Genomic DNA, 19,656 nt, shown 5'->3' with positions numbered 1-19,656 from the left:
CGAACGGTCATGACTGGAGGATGATTCGCGATCTCACGCGCGCAGCAGGGCGTTGGCCTTGCGGCTCTTGAGGTACACGGTGCCGGCCGCGCCCGCGAGGAGCAGGCCGATCACGGTGAACATCGCGATGCCCGCGGCACCGGTGTGCGGCAATTCGACAATGCTCTTCACATTCGTAACGGTATACTGGAATTCAGGCGCACTATTATTGTCGCCCTGAGACACCAGCTTCCAGATATCGCCAGCCGGGGAACCGAAGCTCACTTCAGTAAGCGTATGATCACCCCACACACCTTCCTTATTCGCATCATCTGGCATCGTGGAACCATCCTTCTCATAGGTGGGAGTGATGGTGAAATTGAACGACGGCATCACAACACTCTGATATCCAGCCGGCGGAGCGATCTCAGTGACCGTGTAAGTGCCGGCATCAAGGCCATCCAAGCCCTCAATCATGCCGTTTTCATCCGACGTGAAGACGGTGGCGTCCTCCTTGTCTACAGCAAGCCACTTGAATTCCTCCTTGCCATCATAGCTCTTTTGCAGATACTGACGGCTCGGCCCCTGCACAACAAACTGAGCGCCAGCAAGCGGAGCGTCGGCGTCCTTAGAAATCTTCTTGAGCTGGAACTTGAACGTGTAGACGTTCACTTCGCCACCAGGAGTCGTAGTCTTGTCGCTCAAATCTTCGGAATTGTTCGAATACACCAGATCAACCTTGTTCGGATTGCCAGTTGCATTTCCGGGCGTGCTCACCACCGCATGGCTGTTAAGCGTAGCCTCGATGATGACAGTGACCTTTGCACCGCCATCAGCCAGCTCATTGACGTTATTCGTCTCGTTGACGTAGTTCGCCAGATCGATCGTGATCTTGGTGCCCGGCTTGCCATTAACATCGGATACCTGATTGTTAGGCTGCTGAGCAGCATATTCCACATCTTCGATACCGACCGAGTAATCGCCCTTACCGTCTGCGCCAACTTCCTGCAATGTAGTCGGAGCCATCTTTCCGGCACCAACCTTGACAGAGACTACCTTGTTGTACGTCAGGCCCTGACTCATCGTATCGATGATCTGGTAGATGCGACCGGGCTTGTCATAACCGGTATAGGTAGGCAGAGTGGACGTCAATTCATAAGTGACCGTATCGCCAATCGTGTAGTCAGGCTTGGTTTGCGGCTCATAACCATCACCAGCAGGCTTCACGACCTGCTTGTGAATCGGGAGCTTCTGGTTCTTGAGATTGATCTGGCCGTTGGACAGCTCCTGCGCTTTGCCATCGGCACCCTTGATCTTCAATGCGGTGCTTGCAACCATGCGAATGGAGTTCGTCCAATCGTTACCCGGTGCGGAAGTATCCACCACCAGATACAAACCGGGCTGCAGGTTTTCAAACGTCAGGGAGTTCGTCGCAGTCTGAGAAGCTCCACCGATAGTAGCGGCAGGGCTACCGAGCTTCGTGATGTCTAAATTCTCTGCGAAAAGACGAGTCAAACCTTCCCACGGAGCATCCGCGCTTTGATCCAGACGATTCATATGCTGAGCAGCCCAAGCCATGGCATCATCCGAACGATACGTCTTCGGAGTGCCATCAGCGTTCCACTCAGTAGCGTACTGATCATCCTTGGCATTATCCTTCGTCGCGATAGCCAAAGCCCGCTGAATCTCTGCATATTTCTGAGAAGACCAAGATGCATCTGTCGGGCGATTCGCAGTCTGTACTTCCACAGTGCCGGAATCCGAAACCGGCACATACCATGCCAGATCAAATGCAGCGAACGAATGGCCCTTCAGCTGATCCTGATCCGCAGCATTCAACGTCAGCGTAGTGCCACGGACCGGGAGCGTCCCATCATCGGCATCCGCCGCATTGGCGGCACCGACGCCGAATGCGAGGCCGCCGAACAGCGTGGCCGCGGCGGCGAGACCCGCCACGAGTTTCCTCATTTTCATGGGAATACCTTCTTCCTTCATTGTTTTTCCTTGTGTGATGCATTTCTGCAGTCGCGGAGGGAGGAGCGCGAACAACCTCGCTCCACGATCCGCAAATCCTCTACGCCCGGGTTCAGCGCGCCGCATGACGGCCTCTTCCCCCGAGACCCGCCGCCACGGGGCGAGACCCCACGGCAGCCACCATCGAAGCCATACGACGCCGACGCGCGTCAAGCCACGCGCCCGCGATGCCGCCCGCAACCAGGAACACCCCGCCCGCGGCCAGCCACGAACGCCCGGTCCCCCAGCCGCCCGTATGCGGCAGTGCGGTTACGATCTTGCGATTGCCGATCTCGTTTCTGTCAACCGGCTTGTCACCGATCTTGATCTGTACGCTGGTACCCGGCTGTTCAGCCGTAATCGTGAACGTGTACGTCTCCCCCGAGGCCACGTACCCGTCAGGCGCCTGCTCCTCAGCGAGCTCGTAGGTGCCGGCTGGCAGTCCCTGTACGGCAAACTTGCCCTCTGCCGGATCGGTGTCCCGCGGAGAAGCGAGTCCGTCCGTGGAAGGCTGGCACTGGTTGGCGTTCGTGCAGTCCGTCACCGGCCACTGCTTGCCCTGCACAGGCTGTCCCTGACCGTCGACCTGTTGAATGGTCCACTGCGATCCGCCCAGCAACGTAGACGTGGCGGCAGCATCGACTTTCTGCCACGTCACCGCGGTGGGCTTGTTCACAAAGTCCGCCACCGCAAGTGGATTGCCATTCACGTCGGTCCACTTGGGCGCATCGGCGGAGACCACAACCTGATACCAGACACCTTCTCCCGGCTTCCAGTAGCCGTCCGGCGCCTTCATCTCATGCAACCGGTACGTACCGTAAGGCAGGTTTTGCAACGTGAACTCACCGGCTCCACCGTTCGTGTCCTTCGTGTCGGGGCAAGCCGTCGTTTCAGTTCCGGTCACGCAGTCCGTAATCGCCGCGTAGTCGGTCATATCGGTTTCCTTGCCATCGGCCGCCACTTGAGTGAGCTTCCACGTACTACCGCTGATCTTTGCACCGTCCACTTCGCTGGTCTTGCCCCAGCTGATGCCGTTCGTCTGGGGACTGTTGCCGATGCGATTGCCATCAACCGGTGAACCATCCACGTACAACTTTGGTTCCTGCGGAACAGCATTGCCAGAGGGCGGTTCGATCGTGAACGTGTACGTCTTTGGGCCTAATACGTACCCAGTAGGCGCCTTCGATTCCTTCAGCGTGTACTTGCCCAGTTGGAGGTTCTCCACGCCGATCTGCCCGTCGCCGGGATTCGTGTCACCCATGCCGCCGTCATGGATCGTCACGGTCCATGTACCGGTCTTCTCGTCGTGCTGCCAGCATTCGTCGTCCGGCTTGGTCAAGCACCGGTAGGGGCGGAAATCCTCCACCATGTACGGCGATTCCGCCTGATGCTTGCTGAGCTCTTCATCCGTGATGGACAGCGTCCACGCGGAGCCCTTCAGCAACGTATCGGTCACTTTGTCATTCGAACCGGCGGCAGCCTTCTCCCAAGATACGTTGTATGGGGTGGAGAACGAGACCACGCCATTGGAGCCGAATCCGCCACCGGACAGGCGCGCCGCATTGCCTTCGATCAGGATCTGCGCATTGTTGAGTGCCTCTTGCTTGTTAGCGTCGGGCATGACTTCGGCCTTCAAGCCCACGCCGGTGGTGAACTTTGTGGTCGTCTGGTCAGAAAGCGAATTGGCGGCCTCCTGATGCGTAGTCGAATCTTTCACATACAGAAACAGCGTGGTGGATTCGGGATTAGTGGTCGAACTCTTGATCACTGGCTCATTGGTCGTAGCACCATCCGTATATCGCGGCGATTCATCATAGGGTTCCGCCTTAACGGCAATGATGCCATGATTGCCGCCTCCAGTCGTGGACGTCCAGTCGTCATAGAAGCCGCTGGCCTCAGCGACAGGTGTACCATCCTTGTACCACGTCACCGCCTTCTCAGTACGGTCAGTGAACCAAGTCGAGAGCAGCTTGAACGAGTTCGGCGGCATCGTTTTCTTATCCGCCCACTTCTTATATGGGTTCATGATCGCCAGATCCGCACCGGCCTCGGTTGGGAACCCTGCATTTGCGGGCAAGTTCTTGGTATTCGCATCAATGGACGCGTTCACGTTGTTGTCAAACAATGCGATATTGCCGCCCTCGGACGCGGTGGAGTTGCCGGACGGGCAGAACCACAGGCCACCGCCGAAATGCCCGGCCGTGTTCTTGGTGGATACGCTACGCCCCACGTACGTAGTGGAATTGATTTCCGTGTAGATTGCGCCGCCCAGATAACCCGATACGTTGTTGCGGAACGTACCGCCGGTCACATACGCCACCGACCCCTCTTCCAAGAACACCGCGCCACCAGCACCGCCGTTCCATATTTTCGCGATTCCGTCGGCGGTCACTTCCGGTGCGCTCACGGACGCATAGTTGCCCGTGAATACTGGCCTACTCACGGTCGGATTACCCTGTTCATCGTACGTAGTCACATTTGCGATGCGCAACGTACCCTTCGCCCAAATGGCTCCGCCGCCCGAATTCCATGACCATGCGGAAGCCTGATTAGCCTCGAACGTTACATTGCCCTGAATCGTCAGATCGCCAATAGAGTAAATTGCTCCGCCACCGGACTTGTTCTTCCAGCAGGGATCACCTCCCTGAATATCACCAGTTTTGCAACCGTCTGGCTTCTGGGCGTTGTTGCGGAACGTACCGCCGGATATGCTGGTCGTGCCTTTGACGTACAGGGCGCCACCGACACCGCCGTAGCGCGCACGATTACCCGTGAACGAACCGCCGTTGACCGTCAGTTTCATGCTATTGCCGTACAGGACACCGCCGCCTTCTAACGGCGCATGATTGGCATCATAGGCAAAACCGCGACTCTCGTTATCCGTGAATGAGCCACCGTTGACCGTCAGGGCTCCACCATCGGAGAAGAAGAACACACCACCGCTGCCATCAGTCTTGTTACGTTCAAAGGACCCGCCATTGACCGTGACGGTTCCTTTATTGGTGGTGATCAGCGAACCGTTGTTCTTGGACCACAGATCCCGGTATGTGCCGCTGTTAAAGATCAACGCACTGGTTGCATCAACCCAGATTGCGGAACCGCCACGAGCGGCCGCCGTCGCGTTCCCATCCCCCTGCAGTCCGGCATTCTCCCCGGCGGTCAATGTAATGTGTCTGCCTTCCACAACCTGGAGGGCTTCTATATCGCCTTGCGGCACATCGATCATGCCGGCCAAAGTGATCGTGGTATCCGTGCCGTCCGTCGGCGCAGCCGCCACGCATTGCGCCAGCGCATCCCACGCGGTCACGGCATTGCAGTCCGCGGCGGCGGGCGCGGGGGCAGCGGCATCGGCGGCCGGGGCGTTCTGCGCTGTCGGTTGGGCAGACGTCTGCGCGGCAGTCTGGCCCAGTTCCGCGGCATCAGTGCCGGAAGCATCCGTGGGCGTAGCAGTCGCGGTGTTCGCCGGCGAGGCGGACGCTGACTGCGACGCGGACGCACTGGGCGAGCTCATGGGCACGGCGGTGGGCTGACCGGCCCATGCGTAGCCGACCGTGCCCAGTCCCATGGCGAGTGCGACCAGTGAGGCCAACGGCCCGCGCCAACGCTTCCGCCCGCCATTCGACGTTGAATGCATACCTGTCACCCTGCTCCCAGCATTGATCGCTTCTGATCGCAACCAATCGTTTTTGTTAACATTTAGGGATACCCCCCCCCCGAAGACTTAGCAGTTGCACAAGTCCGATCTTCACTGGAATTTGAGGCGTGTCGCATCACCGTAGATCGAGAAGCATATTCCATGAAATCGATTTCTCGGGGACTGAATCCCCCCTTTGTATGATCATTTCACTATGTCTAAAACGTTTTAGAGCCGGCCGATCCTGCGCCCGCCTCGACGTTACAGCATTCAGCGCGACTATCGAACGGTTCGACACTTCGCCGCCGAGCCGCAATCCATGCAAGCGGCATCCATCGAACAGTTCGATAATCATCGACGGCGAACGATCCCCACCCCGCTCGTCCGTCGCATCACCCGGATCATCGGATGTGTTCGGCCAGCACCCATGCCGCATAAAGCGGGACGCTGCGCAGATCGCCCTCCACACCGAAGTTTCTCGCACTCAGTCTCACCGCATAGGCCGGGCGATACTTCGCACGGTACGCCACAAGACTGCGAGCCGTCACGTTGCCACCGGACTTGACTTCGATGGGGACCACGTTGCCATCGCGATCACGCACGATGAACTCCACCTCTCCGCGGTTCAGATTCCCCCAATAGTATGCGGGAATTCCGGCGGCCGTGAGCTGCTGCAACACATAGTTCTCGTTCAGCGCTCCCCGGAATGCCGCCGCCTTGTTGTCCGCCGGCATCAGGTCCGGCTCAGTCACATCGTAATCGCATGAGAGCAGGCCGGTGTCCGCCATATATACCTTGAATGCGGAAGGATCCTCGAATGCCTTGAGCGGTGCGATCGGCTCGCTCACTTGGGTAAGACGGGTGATGATGCCGGCCGAGACCAACCATGCCAAGGCTCCCTGATACGCACTGGAACGCCCGCCGGAACGGATCGTCTTGTACTGGAACTTGTGGTTTTCCTTGGCGAGCTGACGCGGAATGCTGTTCCACGCCTCAACGATGCGTTGGGTCTCCCTCGCCGACGAATATTTGGCCATGTCGGCCGTGTATGCGGTGACGATATTGCGTTGCAACGCGCGGGCGGACTGCAGCGATCCCTCGGCATCGACATATTCCCCGACAGGTTCCGGCATGCCGCCGACGAGCATATATTCACGGACCAGTTCCGTGGCCCTGCCATGGAGAACGAACGGACGGTCGGGATGCTCGTATGCATCGCGAATGCCGTCGGCAAGCCGATCCTCTCCCTTGGCCCACAGGTATTCCTCGAAATTCATCGGATGCAGGGTGAGCATATCCACCTTGCCGACGGGAAACGAATACCTGCTGCGGTTCACCTTGACGCCCAGCAGACTACCGGCCGCGATGACATGGTATTGCGGTGCGTCATCGCAGAAATACTTGAGGCTGGTTAGCGCCCGTTCGCACAGTTGAACCTCGTCCAGTACGATCAGCGTATGCCCGGGAACGATGTCCATGCGCAGAAGACCTTCCAGCCCACGCACGATATCCCCCGGTGCGATCGACTGTCCGAACACCGCCGCCGCTCGCTCGTCGCGGGAAAAATCCACATACGCCATGCCATCGAACGAACGCTCGGCGAAATGGGTAAGGGCGTACGTCTTGCCGACCTGCCGGGCGCCGAACAGCACCAACGGCTTGCGATGCGCGGCCTCACGCCACTGATCGAGCTTCGCATCAATGATCCTGCGCATGGGCAACCTCCGTGATGTTGTTAAAAGTGTACCATACATACACTTTTAACATGTTAAAAGTGTAAAAACATGCACTTTTCACAACATCGGCAGACGTCGGCAGACCGTCCGGACAAACTTTCGGGGGTATTTCGGCCCAGAACGCCGCAATTCCGCCATTCGGCCGGGAAATACCCCCGAAAGTTTGTCAAGAAGGCCGGGGCCTAGGCCTCCGCCTCTTCGCCGACCTCCGCATACCACCGCCGCAGCTCGGCCACGGCCACGTCATGCTCCACCGGGCCGTTATCCAGCCGGTACTCGAGCATGTGCTTGTACGCGCGGCCCACCATCGGCCCGGGCTCCAGCCCCAGCAGGTCCATGATCTCGTTGCCGTCCACATCCGGGCGGATCGCGTCGAAGTCCTCCTTCTCCTTGAGGTCCTTCACGCGCTGTTCCATCTCATCCATCGCGGAGGCGAAGATCTGCGCCTTGCGGCGGTTCTGCGTGGTGGCGTCCGCGCGGGTGAGGCGGTTGAGCCGCTCGTACAGGTGGCCGGCGTCCTTCACGTAGCGGCGCACGGCGGAATCGGTCCACGGTTCGTCCACGTAGCCGTGGAAACGCAGGTGCAGGTCCACCAGCTCGCTCACGTCGTCTATCACGTGATGGTCGAAGCGCAGGGCCTTGAGCCGCTTGCGCGTCATCTTGGCACCCACCGCGTCGTGATGGTGGAAGCTCACCTTGCCGCCCGGCTCGAACCGGCGGGTCTTCGGCTTGCCGATGTCGTGCATGAGCGCGGCCAGGCGCAGCGTGAGGTCCGGCGCGGGCACGGGACCGTCCGGGCCGGTCTCCAACGCCACGGCACGGTCCAGCACGATCATCGTGTGCTCGAACACATCCTTGTGACGGTGATGCTCGTCAATCTCCAGCTGCAGGGCCGGAATCTCCGGAAGCACGCGGTCCGCGAGCCCGGATTCCACCAGCGCCTCCACGCCGGCGCGCGGACGGTCGGACAGCAGTAGCTTGACAAGCTCGTCGCGCACGCGCTCGGCGGATACGATGTCGATGCGGTCGGCCATGCGGCAGATCGCCTCCGCGGTGTCCGGGGCGATGCGGAAGCCCAGCTGGGCCACGAACCGCACGGCGCGCATCATGCGCAGCGGATCGTCGTCGAACGACTGGGACGGGTCCACCGGGGTGCGCAACACGCCCTTGGCCAGATCGTTCGCGCCGCCGAACGGGTCCACGAACTCCAGATCCGGCACGCGCAGCGCCATCGCGTTGACGGTGAAATCGCGGCGGGACAGGTCGCCCTCCAGCGTGTCACCGTAGTTGACCTCCGGCTTGCGGGAATCCGGCTCGTACGTGTCGGACCGGTAGGTGGTCACCTCCACCTTCACCTCGGTGCCGTCCTCGCGCCGGCGCATGGCGCCCAGCGTGCCGAACTTGCGGCCCATGTCCCAGAAGCCGTCACGCCCCCAGCGGCGCAGGATCGGCTCAAACTGTTCGGGGCGTGCGGATGAGCAGAAATCCAGATCGTGGGACCGCCTATGCAACAGCAGATCACGCACCGGTCCGCCCACCAAGGCGAGCTCATACCCGTGTTCGGCGAACAATCGTCCCAATTCGATGGCCTCAGGCCAGACTTCGAAACCCACTCGATCCCTTTCACAGCCGTTTTTCTGTGCGCATACCAGCATACCGTTACCCCACCTGCACACAGAATTGAGTAAGGTGGAAGGCATGATCACGCCCGCAGACCTTGCACGCATGCTTTCGCGTGCCGCCGATGATGCGGGCGACCGTACCCAAATAGGCGCGCGCGGGCCCGAACAGCCCAGCACGCTGCTGTACAGCACCGCTTCCTCACAGACTACCCCGCAGCCCGTTCCCGCCCAGCTAGGAAAGCCGGAAAAGCCGGGCAACGGCGACGAGCCGCCCGCGGCAGGCAACACAGCCAACACGACCGGCGTGGATGCGGAGAGCATAGCCGAGCGCCTCGGTCTGGCGGACGCCGTGGAGGAGCTGGAGGCGATGATCGTCCTCGGCGAGGACGAGACGGAGGACGCCGGCCCGGACGGCAGCGGCACCGCCACGCCGAACAGCGCCCCCACCCCGCGCATGATGCCCCAGCGGCGCTCTCAGGACACGCCGGCCACGTTCGCCTCCCTGGACGCGCAGGAACTGCCGGTGGTGCGCGAATACTCCGCCGGCGGCCTGATCTTCGACGAGCGCGGCCGCGTGGCCATCATCGCCCGGCATTCGCGCTCCGGCCATCTTGAGTGGTGCCTGCCCAAGGGGCACATCGAGAAGGGTGAAACCCCCGAGCAGACGGCCGTGCGTGAGGTGCACGAGGAAACCGGCATTCTGGGCGAGGTGATCGAATCCATCGCCACCATCGACTACTGGTTCACGGGCACCAGCCAGCGCGTGCACAAGCTCGTCCACCATTACGCCCTGAAGCGCATCGGCGGCGAACTCACCGTCGAAGGCGATCCCGACCACGAAGCGGAAGACGCCATTTGGGTTGACTTCCGTGATCTAGACGACGTGCTGAGTTACCCCAACGAGCGAAAAATCGCTTGGCTGTACGCAAGGAAAACCAAGAAACAAGCATGAGACGACCATTCCCCGCCCCCAATCGCCGCCGCACAAGCCGCCTATGGTCGCTGATCGCGGCCATCGCCTTCGCCTTGCCCATGGCCCTTGCCGCGGCCGTCGCCGTAGCCGTTCCGCAGACCGCCCTGGCTGCTGACCCGGACGGCGGCACCTCCACGGGAACCGCAGCCACCGGCACCACGGCGGGCGACGCAACGAATGCCGCAGCGACGCCGACCCCCGTAACCCCCTGCGAAGCGGTGTGCGTCTCCGCCACTGCGCTCACCCCCGTAGTGACCGCCTCCTCCGGCTATGCGGCCACGGTGACCGTCACCAACGCCACCGCGCAGACCATTGCGCAGGCCACGCTCACCGTGGCCACCAACGCGCTGTACACATTCAGCTCCCGCGTGGACATGCAGGCATGGGCGGAGGGCGAGACGAACATTCCCACCCGGACCGTGCTCGGCACCGCAACCGTCACCAACCTTGCCGCCGGCTCGAGCACGCAGGCGCAGGTGACCGTGCCCGCGGATGCCGCACCCCTCAAGACCATCACCACGTGGGGCCCCAAACCGTTGCGCATCAGCCTCGACACGGGCGCCAAGGCCACCAACGCCTCGCTGTGCTCGTTCCTCACGCGCTCCACGGACGGGCTGCGCAGCGCGGAAACCCCGCCGCTCAAGATCGTCATGGCCATGCCGCTCACCGCCGGCTCATGGAACGTGGACCCCACCGTGTTCAAGGCGCTGGTCTCCGGAGACAGTTCCGCCAACACCGACGCCACAGCCATCGCCGCCTCGGACGACTCCCGCCGCAGCGACCAGTCGCAGCTGCTCTCCCAGCACCCGGATCTGCAGGCCGTAGCCGACCCGACCTATCTGGGCACGTTCGGCAACGCCATGCCCTCCACCGCGGCCACCATGCAGAACGGATTCTTCGACATCACCGCGGCCGGTACGCAGACCAGCGAAGCGTACGCGGCGGCCGGCATTACGGACGACGACTGGAAGGTCCCCTCGGACGATTCCATCGCATGGCAGGGGCGCGGCGCATGGACGCTGGACGCCCTCACCCGCGCGGCCCGGCAAGGCTACCGCACGGTGATCGCCAACGCGGACTTCGAATCCACGTCCACCGCGGCCGCCCACACCGGCGTGTACGCCGTGCCCACCGACGCGGGAACGGTGACCGTCCTGGCCTCGCAGACCACGCTGACCCGCCTTGCGCAAAGCCAGGCGTCCTCCGCCAACGCGGCAGCGGAAACGACCGAAGCCGGCCAGATGGCCCGGTTCATGGCGCAGAGCGCGTTCTACCAGATGGAGCAGCCGTACGCCGACCGCATTCTGCTGGTCACCTTCGGGGCGAACGCGGACTCGAGCCACATGGCACGCATGATGACCGCCATGGAGGAGGCGTCCTGGGTGTCGCTGACCGATCTGGGCGAACTGGCCACGGCGGACGCGTACCGCAGCGGCAACCAGGCCGTGCAGGCACTGCCCAAGGAGTCGGGGGTGGACGAGCAGACCGCGGCCGCCATGCGCAGCACGCTGGACGATCTGGCAGCGGCCCGCGTGGAAGTCAACCGATTCGCCACCAAGGTGCTCGTGGCCAATTCCACCGCCACAGACAGTCCTTCCTCCACCCCCAGCGCCAGCGCCGGCACCGCGGGCACGTCGGACACGCAGGCCCTGGCCCGTCAGGACGCTGCCACCACCGCCCGCCGCGGCACCGACGCAAGCTCATGGATCGACCGGCTCAGCACCGCCCAGCATCGACTTGCCACGCTCGCACTGGACGGCTCCGGCCTCAATCGCAATCTGGCCTCCCAATCCAAGGGTCTGAGCGACGAACTGTTCCAAGGCATTGCCATCTCCCCTTCCGAATCGATCAACGTGGTGAGCGAAACCGCGCAGATGCCGGTCACGGTGAGCAACAGCCACGACTACCCGGTGCACGTGACCGTCTCCTCCAAAACCGATTCCATGCAGATCGTCACCTCGCGCGAGGTGGACACCGTGGTACCCGCGCACGGCGAGGTGCAGGTCACGTTCGCCATCCGCGTGCTCACCTCCGGACGCGCCACCGCCCATCTGGCCCTGCACGACTCGGACGGTCAGGAGTTCGGCAGCGCGCATGAGACGCACATCTCCAGCCGTCTGCAAATGAGCGACATGAGCGGCATGGCCATCGTCGCACTGGCCTTGGTGCTGGGCCTGTGGGGCCTGTGGCGCCAGTTCCACCGAAAGAAGGACCCCGACGAATGAGTTCCGTAGGCCGTAACTCGATGATCATGGCGGTGGGCACGTTCGCCTCGCGCATCACCGGCCAGCTGAGGCAGATCCTGCTCGCCGCCGCCGTGGGCACCACCGGCATCGCCGCCATGGCGTACCAGACCGGCTCGCAGATTCCGCAGGTGGTGTTCAACCTCATCTCCGGTGGTATCTTCAACGCCGTGCTCGTGCCGCAGATCGTGCGCGCGCTCAAGGAGGAGGACGCCGAGGACCGCCTCAACAAGCTCATCACCGCAGCCGTCACGCTGCTCATAGCAGTCACGGGCCTGATGATGCTGCTCACCCCGTTCGTCACGCAACTGTACGTGAACTCCAGCTGGGACGATGAACAGCGCGCGCTGGCCAACGCATTCACCCTGTGGTGCATGCCGCAGATCTTCTTCTACGGCCTGTACACGGTGCTGGGGCAGATCCTCGCCGCCAAGGAACGCTTCGGCCTGTATGCGTGGAGTTCCGTGGGCGCCAACGTGATCAGCTGCGCCGGGTTCGGTGTGTTCATCTGGATGTTCGGCAACGCGGCCCGCCAGCCGGTGGGCTGGTGGACAGCGGACAAGATCGCCTTCACGGCCGGCACGTGGACGCTGGGCGTGGCATTTCAGGCGGTCATTCTGTTCCTGCCGCTCGTGCGCCTCGGATTCCGCTACCGGCCCAGTTGGGGGCTGCGTGGCATAGGCCTGCGTTCCATGGGCCGCGTGGCCGTGTGGAGCATGGCACTCGTGGTGCTCAACCTGCTCATGGGCATGGTCAACTCGCAGGTGCTCACCGGAGCGCCCACCATGGCCGGCGACCCGCACGGCGTGGCTGGCAACGCCTCCTACCAGTATGCGTATTCACTGCAGATCCTGCCGTATTCGCTCATCGCCGTCTCCATCGCCACGGCCATCTTCCCCAAGCTGTCCAGATCGATCAGCGAAGGCGATCTGGACACGGCCCGCAACGACCTGAGTTCCTCGCTGCGTTCCATGAGTCTGGTGATGATGTACTTCACCGTGGTGCTGGTGCTCATCCCCACGCCCATCACCATCGCGCTCGTGCCGTCCATCAGCTACAACGAGGTGCTGCTCATCGCGGGGCCGCTGATTGCCCTGTCGATCAATCTGGTTCCCGTCAGCTGCCTGCTGCTCATTCAGCGCACGTTCTACGCGTTCGAGGACGGCAAGCGTCCGTTCCTGTTCGCCCTGCTGCAGAACGGCGTGCAGATCGTGCTGCTGCTCGCCGCCATCGCCATCTTCCCTCCCAGCCAGTGGGCCATCATGGTGGCCCTGGCGGTGACGATCTCCTACTTCCCCACGCTGCCGGCCATCTACGTGATGTTGCGCAAGCGATTCGGCGGGCACCTGGACGGGCATCGCATAGCCGGCACGCTCGGCAAGTCGCTGGCGGCGGGCGCGGTCTCCTTTGCGGCGGGATGGGCGTGCCAATGGGCGCTGCAGCTCGTGCTGCCCCTGGATACGCCGGACATGCATGCCGCCCGGCGGTGGGTGCTGGCCGTGATCGTGTGCGCAGTGGTGGCCGTGGTGACGGCGGCGGTGTATCTTGCTGCGCTCAAGGTTCTGCGCGTGGAGGAACTGGCCTCATTGGGGGCGATCGTGGCGAGGTTGCGCAGCCGACTGCCCGGTGGCAAGCCGAGCGGTAACCCGACCGGTGGACGGGCCGGCAACCAGACCGGCAATCGGAACGGCCGAAAGCCCCGGACGGTGTCCAGCCGGACGGATGGGCGGGCGGATGCCCAGACGGGTGGGCGCACGGACACCCCCAACAGTAAAATGAACCGAGTGCATGAACAGTCTGCAACGGCTGTCGGGAACGAGGAAGAACAGGTATGATGACGCCGCAACCGGGTGATGTGCTGATCGACCGATACAAGCTCGTCAAGGCTTTGCGCCGCGAGCCCGGAATCGAGGCATGGCGTGCGAACGACCATGTGCTTGCGCGCGACTGCCAGCTGTTCATCGTCACGGACCCGGCGTCCGCCTCCAAGGTGAGTACGCTGGCCTCCGCTCTGGCGCTGGCCAAGAATCCCCGGTTCACCCCCGTGTTCCAGATGCATTCCGTGGACGACGTGGCCGTGCTCATCACCGATCTGGACGACGGCATCAGCCTGACCGACTACCTCAACGGACCGCACCGCGAGACGCTGAGCATCAACGCCATGCGCGTGATTCTGGGCGAAACCGCTCTGGCTCTGCAGATGCTGATCTCCCAGCAGCTGACCGACCGTGCCGTCACTACCGACGTGATCCGCCTGGACCCCAAGCACATCCGCATTGCGGACGCCCCCGTCAGCCCGGCCATGCTGGGGCCCCTCACCCACCCGGACGACCCGCAGGACACGGCCGAGGCGCTGGCCGTCCGTCAGCTCGCCGCCGTTCTGTACGCCATGCTGACGCGCGAACCGTATGCACCCGATCAGTCCTACCCGGCGGACAAGCTCATTGCCGTGCAAGACAAGCCGCATGATTTCTGGGTCATCTGCCAGCGCGGATTGGGACTGCCCAACCCGGACGGCTCCGCGCCCACGCCCATCTATACGCTCAACGAACTCATCGCACTGCTGGATTATTGGAAGCCGATTGCCGAACTGGGCGAGAACGACATCGTCTGGCCGCTGTCTGCCGGCGAGGCATCCATCGCCATCGGTCAGATCCGCGCAGTGGACCCGCAATCCCTGCTCACCTTGCCCGACGGCGTGATCAAGCGCCCGCAGGACCCGTCCCTCAAGACCAAGAAGCCCGTATGGGACGCCAACCAGCTGCTGTTCCCCGAGCGCGGCGAAGTCGAGATGATCAAGCCGCAGCATCACGGCGACGGCGACTTCCTTTCCGTGCTGGGAGACAACGCGGAATCCGTCATCCCCTCCTCGCACCCGACGCAGGCGGTGGACGTGTCCGCCATCCGTCCCATTCAGATCAAGGACATCGACATTGCCCCTCTGCCTCCGATGGCACCCATCGAACTGACGGGGTACGATCTGCCAGACGGCGAGCATGACGGGCGCGGCGAATCGCAGGTCGGGTCCGCCGGCAGCGCCCTTCACGATCGGTCTCATGATGCTGCCGGCAAGCTGGAGGGACTGGCTGGCACGGGCACAGGCACAGGCACGGAAGCAGCTCCCTCCTTCCCGCCGGCATCGTTCCCGCCCGCCGCACAGGCCGAAATAGGGACCGGCGTGGGGCGTGGCCATGGCGAACGCATCGGTGCGGCCGGCGGCGTTGATGTGCCGGACGATCCGTCGGTGCGCATACCGTCTTCGACCGTCGGTGTCGGTGATGGTGACACCGTGCGGGGTGCGGCCGGTGCCGTTTTTGGAACGCCCGCGGCGGCCGGGGCGGCCACAGGCAACGAATCCTTGGAGGAGACACGCCTTCAGGACCCGCTGCAGGTGGGTCAACCGTTGCGCCCGATCCATGTGGAGAGCGCGCCGCCGAGCTTTGTACCCGGCGAATACGGCGATCATCACGACAGTGCCTCGCGGGGTGCCGGCACTTCGGCGGCCGCGGGAACGAACGAGGACATCACCGACGACGCGAACTCCTACGTGTTCGGCAAAATCCGTACGCGCTCGTTCGCCATTGCGCTTGGTTCCATTGTGCTCATCATCGCGCTCGTGCTGTCCATGAACTATCTGGTGAAGAATTCCCTCGGCTCGCTCGGGTTCTCCGACCCGCAGCCCGGCCAATGGCCTACCGATCTTTCGAGCGCGCGGTTCCCCGGGCGCGTGGATGCCACGGAGACGGCTTCCAGCACGAGTTCGCCGAGCGATTCCGCCGCCTCTGCTGACTCCACGTCCACCGGTTCCACGTCTGCTGGCTCCACGGAGACGGTCGTCGATCACGAGGACCGCAACGTATCATCGGTGCCCACGCCGGCTCCCGTGCCCACGCCGACCAATACAACCGCGTACCCGATCGCATCGCAGAGCTTCCTCAACCGTCCGGCCGGACTCAACGGTCTGGGCAGGTATGTGAAGCTGGATGCACCTCATGACGTGTACCGCGTGGACTTCCAGCTGCGGCAGCCCAACGGCAGCGGTCAGATCTTCGTGAACTCGAACGCACAGACGCCCAATAACGGCGCTCCCGTGGCCAATTTCACGGTCGATGCTCAGGGCAACGCCTCCGTGACGTTCGACCAGCCCGTGAACACGCAGGAGATCATGATCTGGTTCCCGATCAACTCGCTGCCCACCGGCGGACGACTTAACTTCGCCAGCGTCAGCGTGTACTGACCGGCAGAGCGGGGTGACGACCGGGTCTGTTTGGTCCGGACCAAACGGACCGACGAACTAACCGGCGGACGGGAGCACCGGCATCAACCTGCCCGCCGATGATTCCTGTCCGCGAAATTCCCATTTCGTCGGCCGCAGGCTCTCGGTATGCTGGGTTTATGACTGACTTGACCGATACTGCAACCACTCTCGACGCCGTCATCATCGGCTCCGGCCCTGCCGGCTACACCGCCGCCATCTACCTTGGGCGCGCAGGCTACAAGCCCCTGATTATTACCGGGGCGCTTATGCCCGGTGGCCAGCTCACCAACACGTCCGAAGTGGAGAACTTCCCCGGTTTCCCGGACGGCGTGCTCGGACCCGAACTCATGACCCGCATGCAGGAGCAGGCCGAAAAATTCGGTGCCGAACTGCTGCATGACGACGTAATCTCTGTGGATCTTTCCGGCGAAGTGAAAACCATCACCTGCGATGGCGGCGACGTGCTGCATGCCCGCGCGGTGATTGTGGCCACCGGTTCGCAGTACCGCAAGCTCGGCGTGCCCGGCGAGGAGGAATTCTCCGGCCGCGGCGTGTCCTACTGCGCCACGTGCGACGGATTCTTCTTCAAGGACCAGCCGATCGTGGTGGTGGGCGGCGGTGACTCCGCCATGGAGGAAGCCCTGTTCCTCACGCGCTATGGATCGTCCGTCACGCTGGTGCATCGCCGCGACCAGTTCCGTGCGTCGCAGATCATGGTGGATCGCGTGATGGCCGACCCGAAGATCACCGTACTCACCAACAGCGTGGTCAATCGCGTGCTGCCGCTCTCCAGCGACGAGCATGACACCAATGAGGCACCTACCGCGGCGCCGGCAGCTGCAGCCACGAATCTACTGTCCATTCCCGGTCTCGCCAGTGCCGGAAGCACTCTCCCCTTGGGTGGCGCGAAGACCGGGGAGTCTTCCGCGGAATCCGACGGCGATAGTGATGGCGATGGCGGGAAGACCCCTGGCGAAGGCAACGGTCTGAAGCTGACGCTGTCTTCAGGCCCCACGCTCAGCATCCCCGGTCTGAGCAATGCGTCTGCCGCCGAACCCACCCACGCCGGTGCCGTCGAGCTGCGCAACACCGTGACCGGCGAACTCACCACGATTCCCGCGCGTGGTATTTTCGTGGCGATCGGCCATACGCCTTCCACCGGATTCCTCAAGGGACAGGTCGATCTGGATGCCGACGGCTACATCATCGTCGAGGGAGCGTCCACTCGGACTTCCACGCCCGGCGTATTCGCTGCTGGCGACGCCGTTGATCGTGTGTATCGTCAGGCCATCTCCGCGGCCGGCATGGGATGCCGCGCCGCCCTGGATGCTCAGGCTTACCTCGGCGAAGCCTGAGCCGACATCAATCAATCCGGCTTTACTTACCGGTCACTTCTTCGGCGCCTATGTTTCACGTGAAACATAGGCGCGACCATTGTTGTCATCCATCAGTCGTCATCTATCCACCCTCAATCGCCGTACCTCGCCTGTCAATGACCAGCCAGCAACCCGACCTGACGACGATCACGCGCATTCCTTCCGCCCAAGACTAACCCACAACCAACCCAAGATCCCATGCTGCCAGACGGCTGATGTTTCACGTGAAACATCAGAGTGTCAGCTTTAGCTATCGGATGCAGATTCATCGTCCTCGCAATCCTCATCGCTTATCGCCAAATCGTCACATCACAGCGGCCATACGCCCCTCGAACCTCCCGCCGAGTTCACAACTAGCTTCCGTCGTTATGCCATCAACGCTCTCCGCATGTTTCACGTGAAACACAGAAGCCACCTCATCATCGTTCATCGGCCAACACTCATCGGTCACCTTCCGATCCCGTGCCTCGTCTGCCAACGGCCAGCCAGCGACCTGGCCTGACGGCCTCCGACGTTTCTCCCGCTCATTGCATGCCCATGACCTGCCCACGGCCCATGCTGCCGATAGTTACTCATGTTTCACGTGAAACATCAGCCGTGTTCCTATCGAGGAGCCATCGGTCGCGAGTCAATCACCCCCTGTCTCCGGCCCCACAATTTCCGGCAGCCAATCGAGGACCAGCAGCTCAACCTGCCATGAGGATGTCTGTTTGGCTCAGGTCTCCCCCTAAGCTCACACTGCGCAACATGGACGCCAGCGATGGTGAATCAAGGGCTCCAATAACGCTGAAGGCCCGACACCGATGGAGCCGAGCCTTCAACGCGAAGAGAGGAAAAGGGAAGAGAAACAGGGATTCAATTATGCAGCAACCTTCCGGCTGCTGATATATAGTGAACCTCCCCAACCTCACATCTCCCCCGCGTTTCCCTGCGAGCTCTCTGTACTGTTTCTTGAAGTATCCTCTTGTCGTCCCGGCAAGAGGTGTTTCCCATAACTGGGGACACTATGCCCATGCCACACCCACGCTGTCACAAGCGGCTTGCTGTCACAAGCGGCTCGCCAGTCAAAGCGTAGCCGACTCATAGCAACAGGCGCATCCCTGCTTGCCGCGAGTAGCTGCCTGTTCACCGTAGGATAAATTCGGGAATGCCAGCCACCGGGAAGGGTTGGGAGTGATGCAAGGCAAAAGGCAGGAGCTCCGGGAGGAGTTCCGGAGACGGCTACGATAGGTCGGGCGACCGACCAAGCCAAACCGCTTCACTCCATGCATGCAAATGTAAGGAGTACCGATTATGGCAATGCTTCCGGCTTTGATGAACGATACGATGTTCTCTGATCTGTTCGATGACCCGTTCTTTGAGGGGTGGCGCACGACCGCCAACAACGGTTCGGCCGTCGCTTCCCCGATGAACATGATGAGTACCGATGTCCGCGAGACCGACCACGGCTACGACGTGGACATCGATATGCCGGGCTTCGACAAGAACGATATCACCCTTGAACTCAACAACGGTTACCTGACCGTGTCCGCCCGCAAGGACGAACACTCTGACGACAAGGCGCAGGACGGCAAGTGGATCCGTCGTGAACGCTACGTGGGCACCTGCTCTCGTAGCTTCTACGTCGGCGATCAGGTGAAGGAATCCGACATCCACGCCAGCTACACCAACGGCACGCTGCGCCTGTCCCTGCCGAAGATTGACGCGCAGCAGCAGGTCGAAGCCACGCATCGGATCGCCATCGAAGGCTGAACCACTCGCCCTGAACGGCGTCCAATGTTTTCAACCCCGTGAACAAGGATGACAGAATCCTTATTCACGG

10 protein-coding genes are annotated in these 19,656 nt (G+C 62.2%); 6 read left to right on the top strand and 4 right to left on the bottom strand.

Annotated elements, in window-relative coordinates; genetic code table 11:
- Positions 1-33: 33 nt before the first annotated feature.
- The 4 genes from AC1AZA_RS04590 to AC1AZA_RS04575 form a co-directional block, all read right to left on the bottom strand.
- Complete coding sequence (locus AC1AZA_RS04590) at positions 34-1,974, bottom strand: SpaA isopeptide-forming pilin-related protein (protein ID WP_476513573.1); 1,941 nt, start codon at positions 1,972-1,974, stop codon at positions 34-36.
- A 91-nt stretch (positions 1,975-2,065) separates the two neighbouring features.
- Complete coding sequence (locus AC1AZA_RS04585; RefSeq protein WP_476513572.1) at positions 2,066-5,299, bottom strand: MSCRAMM family protein; 3,234 nt, start codon at positions 5,297-5,299, stop codon at positions 2,066-2,068.
- A gap of 728 nt (positions 5,300-6,027) precedes the next feature.
- Positions 6,028-7,380: an ATP-binding protein gene (locus AC1AZA_RS04580; RefSeq protein WP_476513571.1), complete on the bottom strand. Its 1,353-nt coding sequence runs from the start codon at positions 7,378-7,380 to the stop codon at positions 6,028-6,030.
- Positions 7,381-7,544: 164 nt separating this feature from the next.
- Positions 7,545-8,975 carry a CCA tRNA nucleotidyltransferase gene (locus tag AC1AZA_RS04575; RefSeq protein WP_476513570.1) on the bottom strand — a complete coding sequence of 477 codons (1,431 nt, stop codon included), beginning with the start codon at positions 8,973-8,975 and terminating at the stop codon, positions 7,545-7,547.
- Between the two features lie 85 nt (positions 8,976-9,060).
- Here AC1AZA_RS04575 and AC1AZA_RS04570 point away from each other — a divergent pair, with 85 nt between their 5' ends.
- From AC1AZA_RS04570 to AC1AZA_RS04545, 6 genes are all read left to right on the top strand, one after another.
- On the top strand, positions 9,061-9,936 hold the full coding sequence (locus AC1AZA_RS04570) for an NUDIX hydrolase (protein ID WP_476513569.1): 876 nt from the start codon (positions 9,061-9,063) through the stop codon (positions 9,934-9,936).
- Positions 9,933-12,182 (top strand): DUF6049 family protein, encoded by a 2,250-nt coding sequence (locus tag AC1AZA_RS04565; protein WP_476513568.1) that lies wholly within the window; start codon positions 9,933-9,935, stop codon positions 12,180-12,182. Before AC1AZA_RS04570 ends, AC1AZA_RS04565 begins: the two co-directional genes overlap by 4 nt.
- Positions 12,179-14,035: a murein biosynthesis integral membrane protein MurJ gene (gene murJ, locus AC1AZA_RS04560; RefSeq protein ID WP_476513567.1), complete on the top strand. Its 1,857-nt coding sequence runs from the start codon at positions 12,179-12,181 to the stop codon at positions 14,033-14,035. Before AC1AZA_RS04565 ends, murJ begins: the two co-directional genes overlap by 4 nt.
- Entirely contained in the window at positions 14,032-16,437 is a 2,406-nt protein-coding gene (locus AC1AZA_RS04555) for a protein kinase family protein (RefSeq protein WP_476513566.1), read from the top strand. The genes murJ and AC1AZA_RS04555 overlap by 4 nt, the downstream gene beginning before the upstream one ends.
- 158 nt (positions 16,438-16,595) lie before the next feature.
- Complete coding sequence (locus tag AC1AZA_RS04550; protein WP_476513565.1) at positions 16,596-17,813, top strand: NAD(P)/FAD-dependent oxidoreductase; 1,218 nt, start codon at positions 16,596-16,598, stop codon at positions 17,811-17,813.
- Between the two features lie 1,314 nt (positions 17,814-19,127).
- The gene (locus tag AC1AZA_RS04545) at positions 19,128-19,586 is read left to right on the top strand and encodes an Hsp20/alpha crystallin family protein (RefSeq protein ID WP_476513564.1); all 459 of its coding nucleotides are present in this window, start codon (positions 19,128-19,130) and stop codon (positions 19,584-19,586) included.
- Positions 19,587-19,656: the final 70 nt, after the last annotated feature.

It is taken from the genome of Bifidobacterium sp. LH_389, assembly GCF_056357235.1.
Note: the sequence above shows the minus strand (reverse complement) of the source record. Positions and strands in the feature narration are given on the sequence as shown.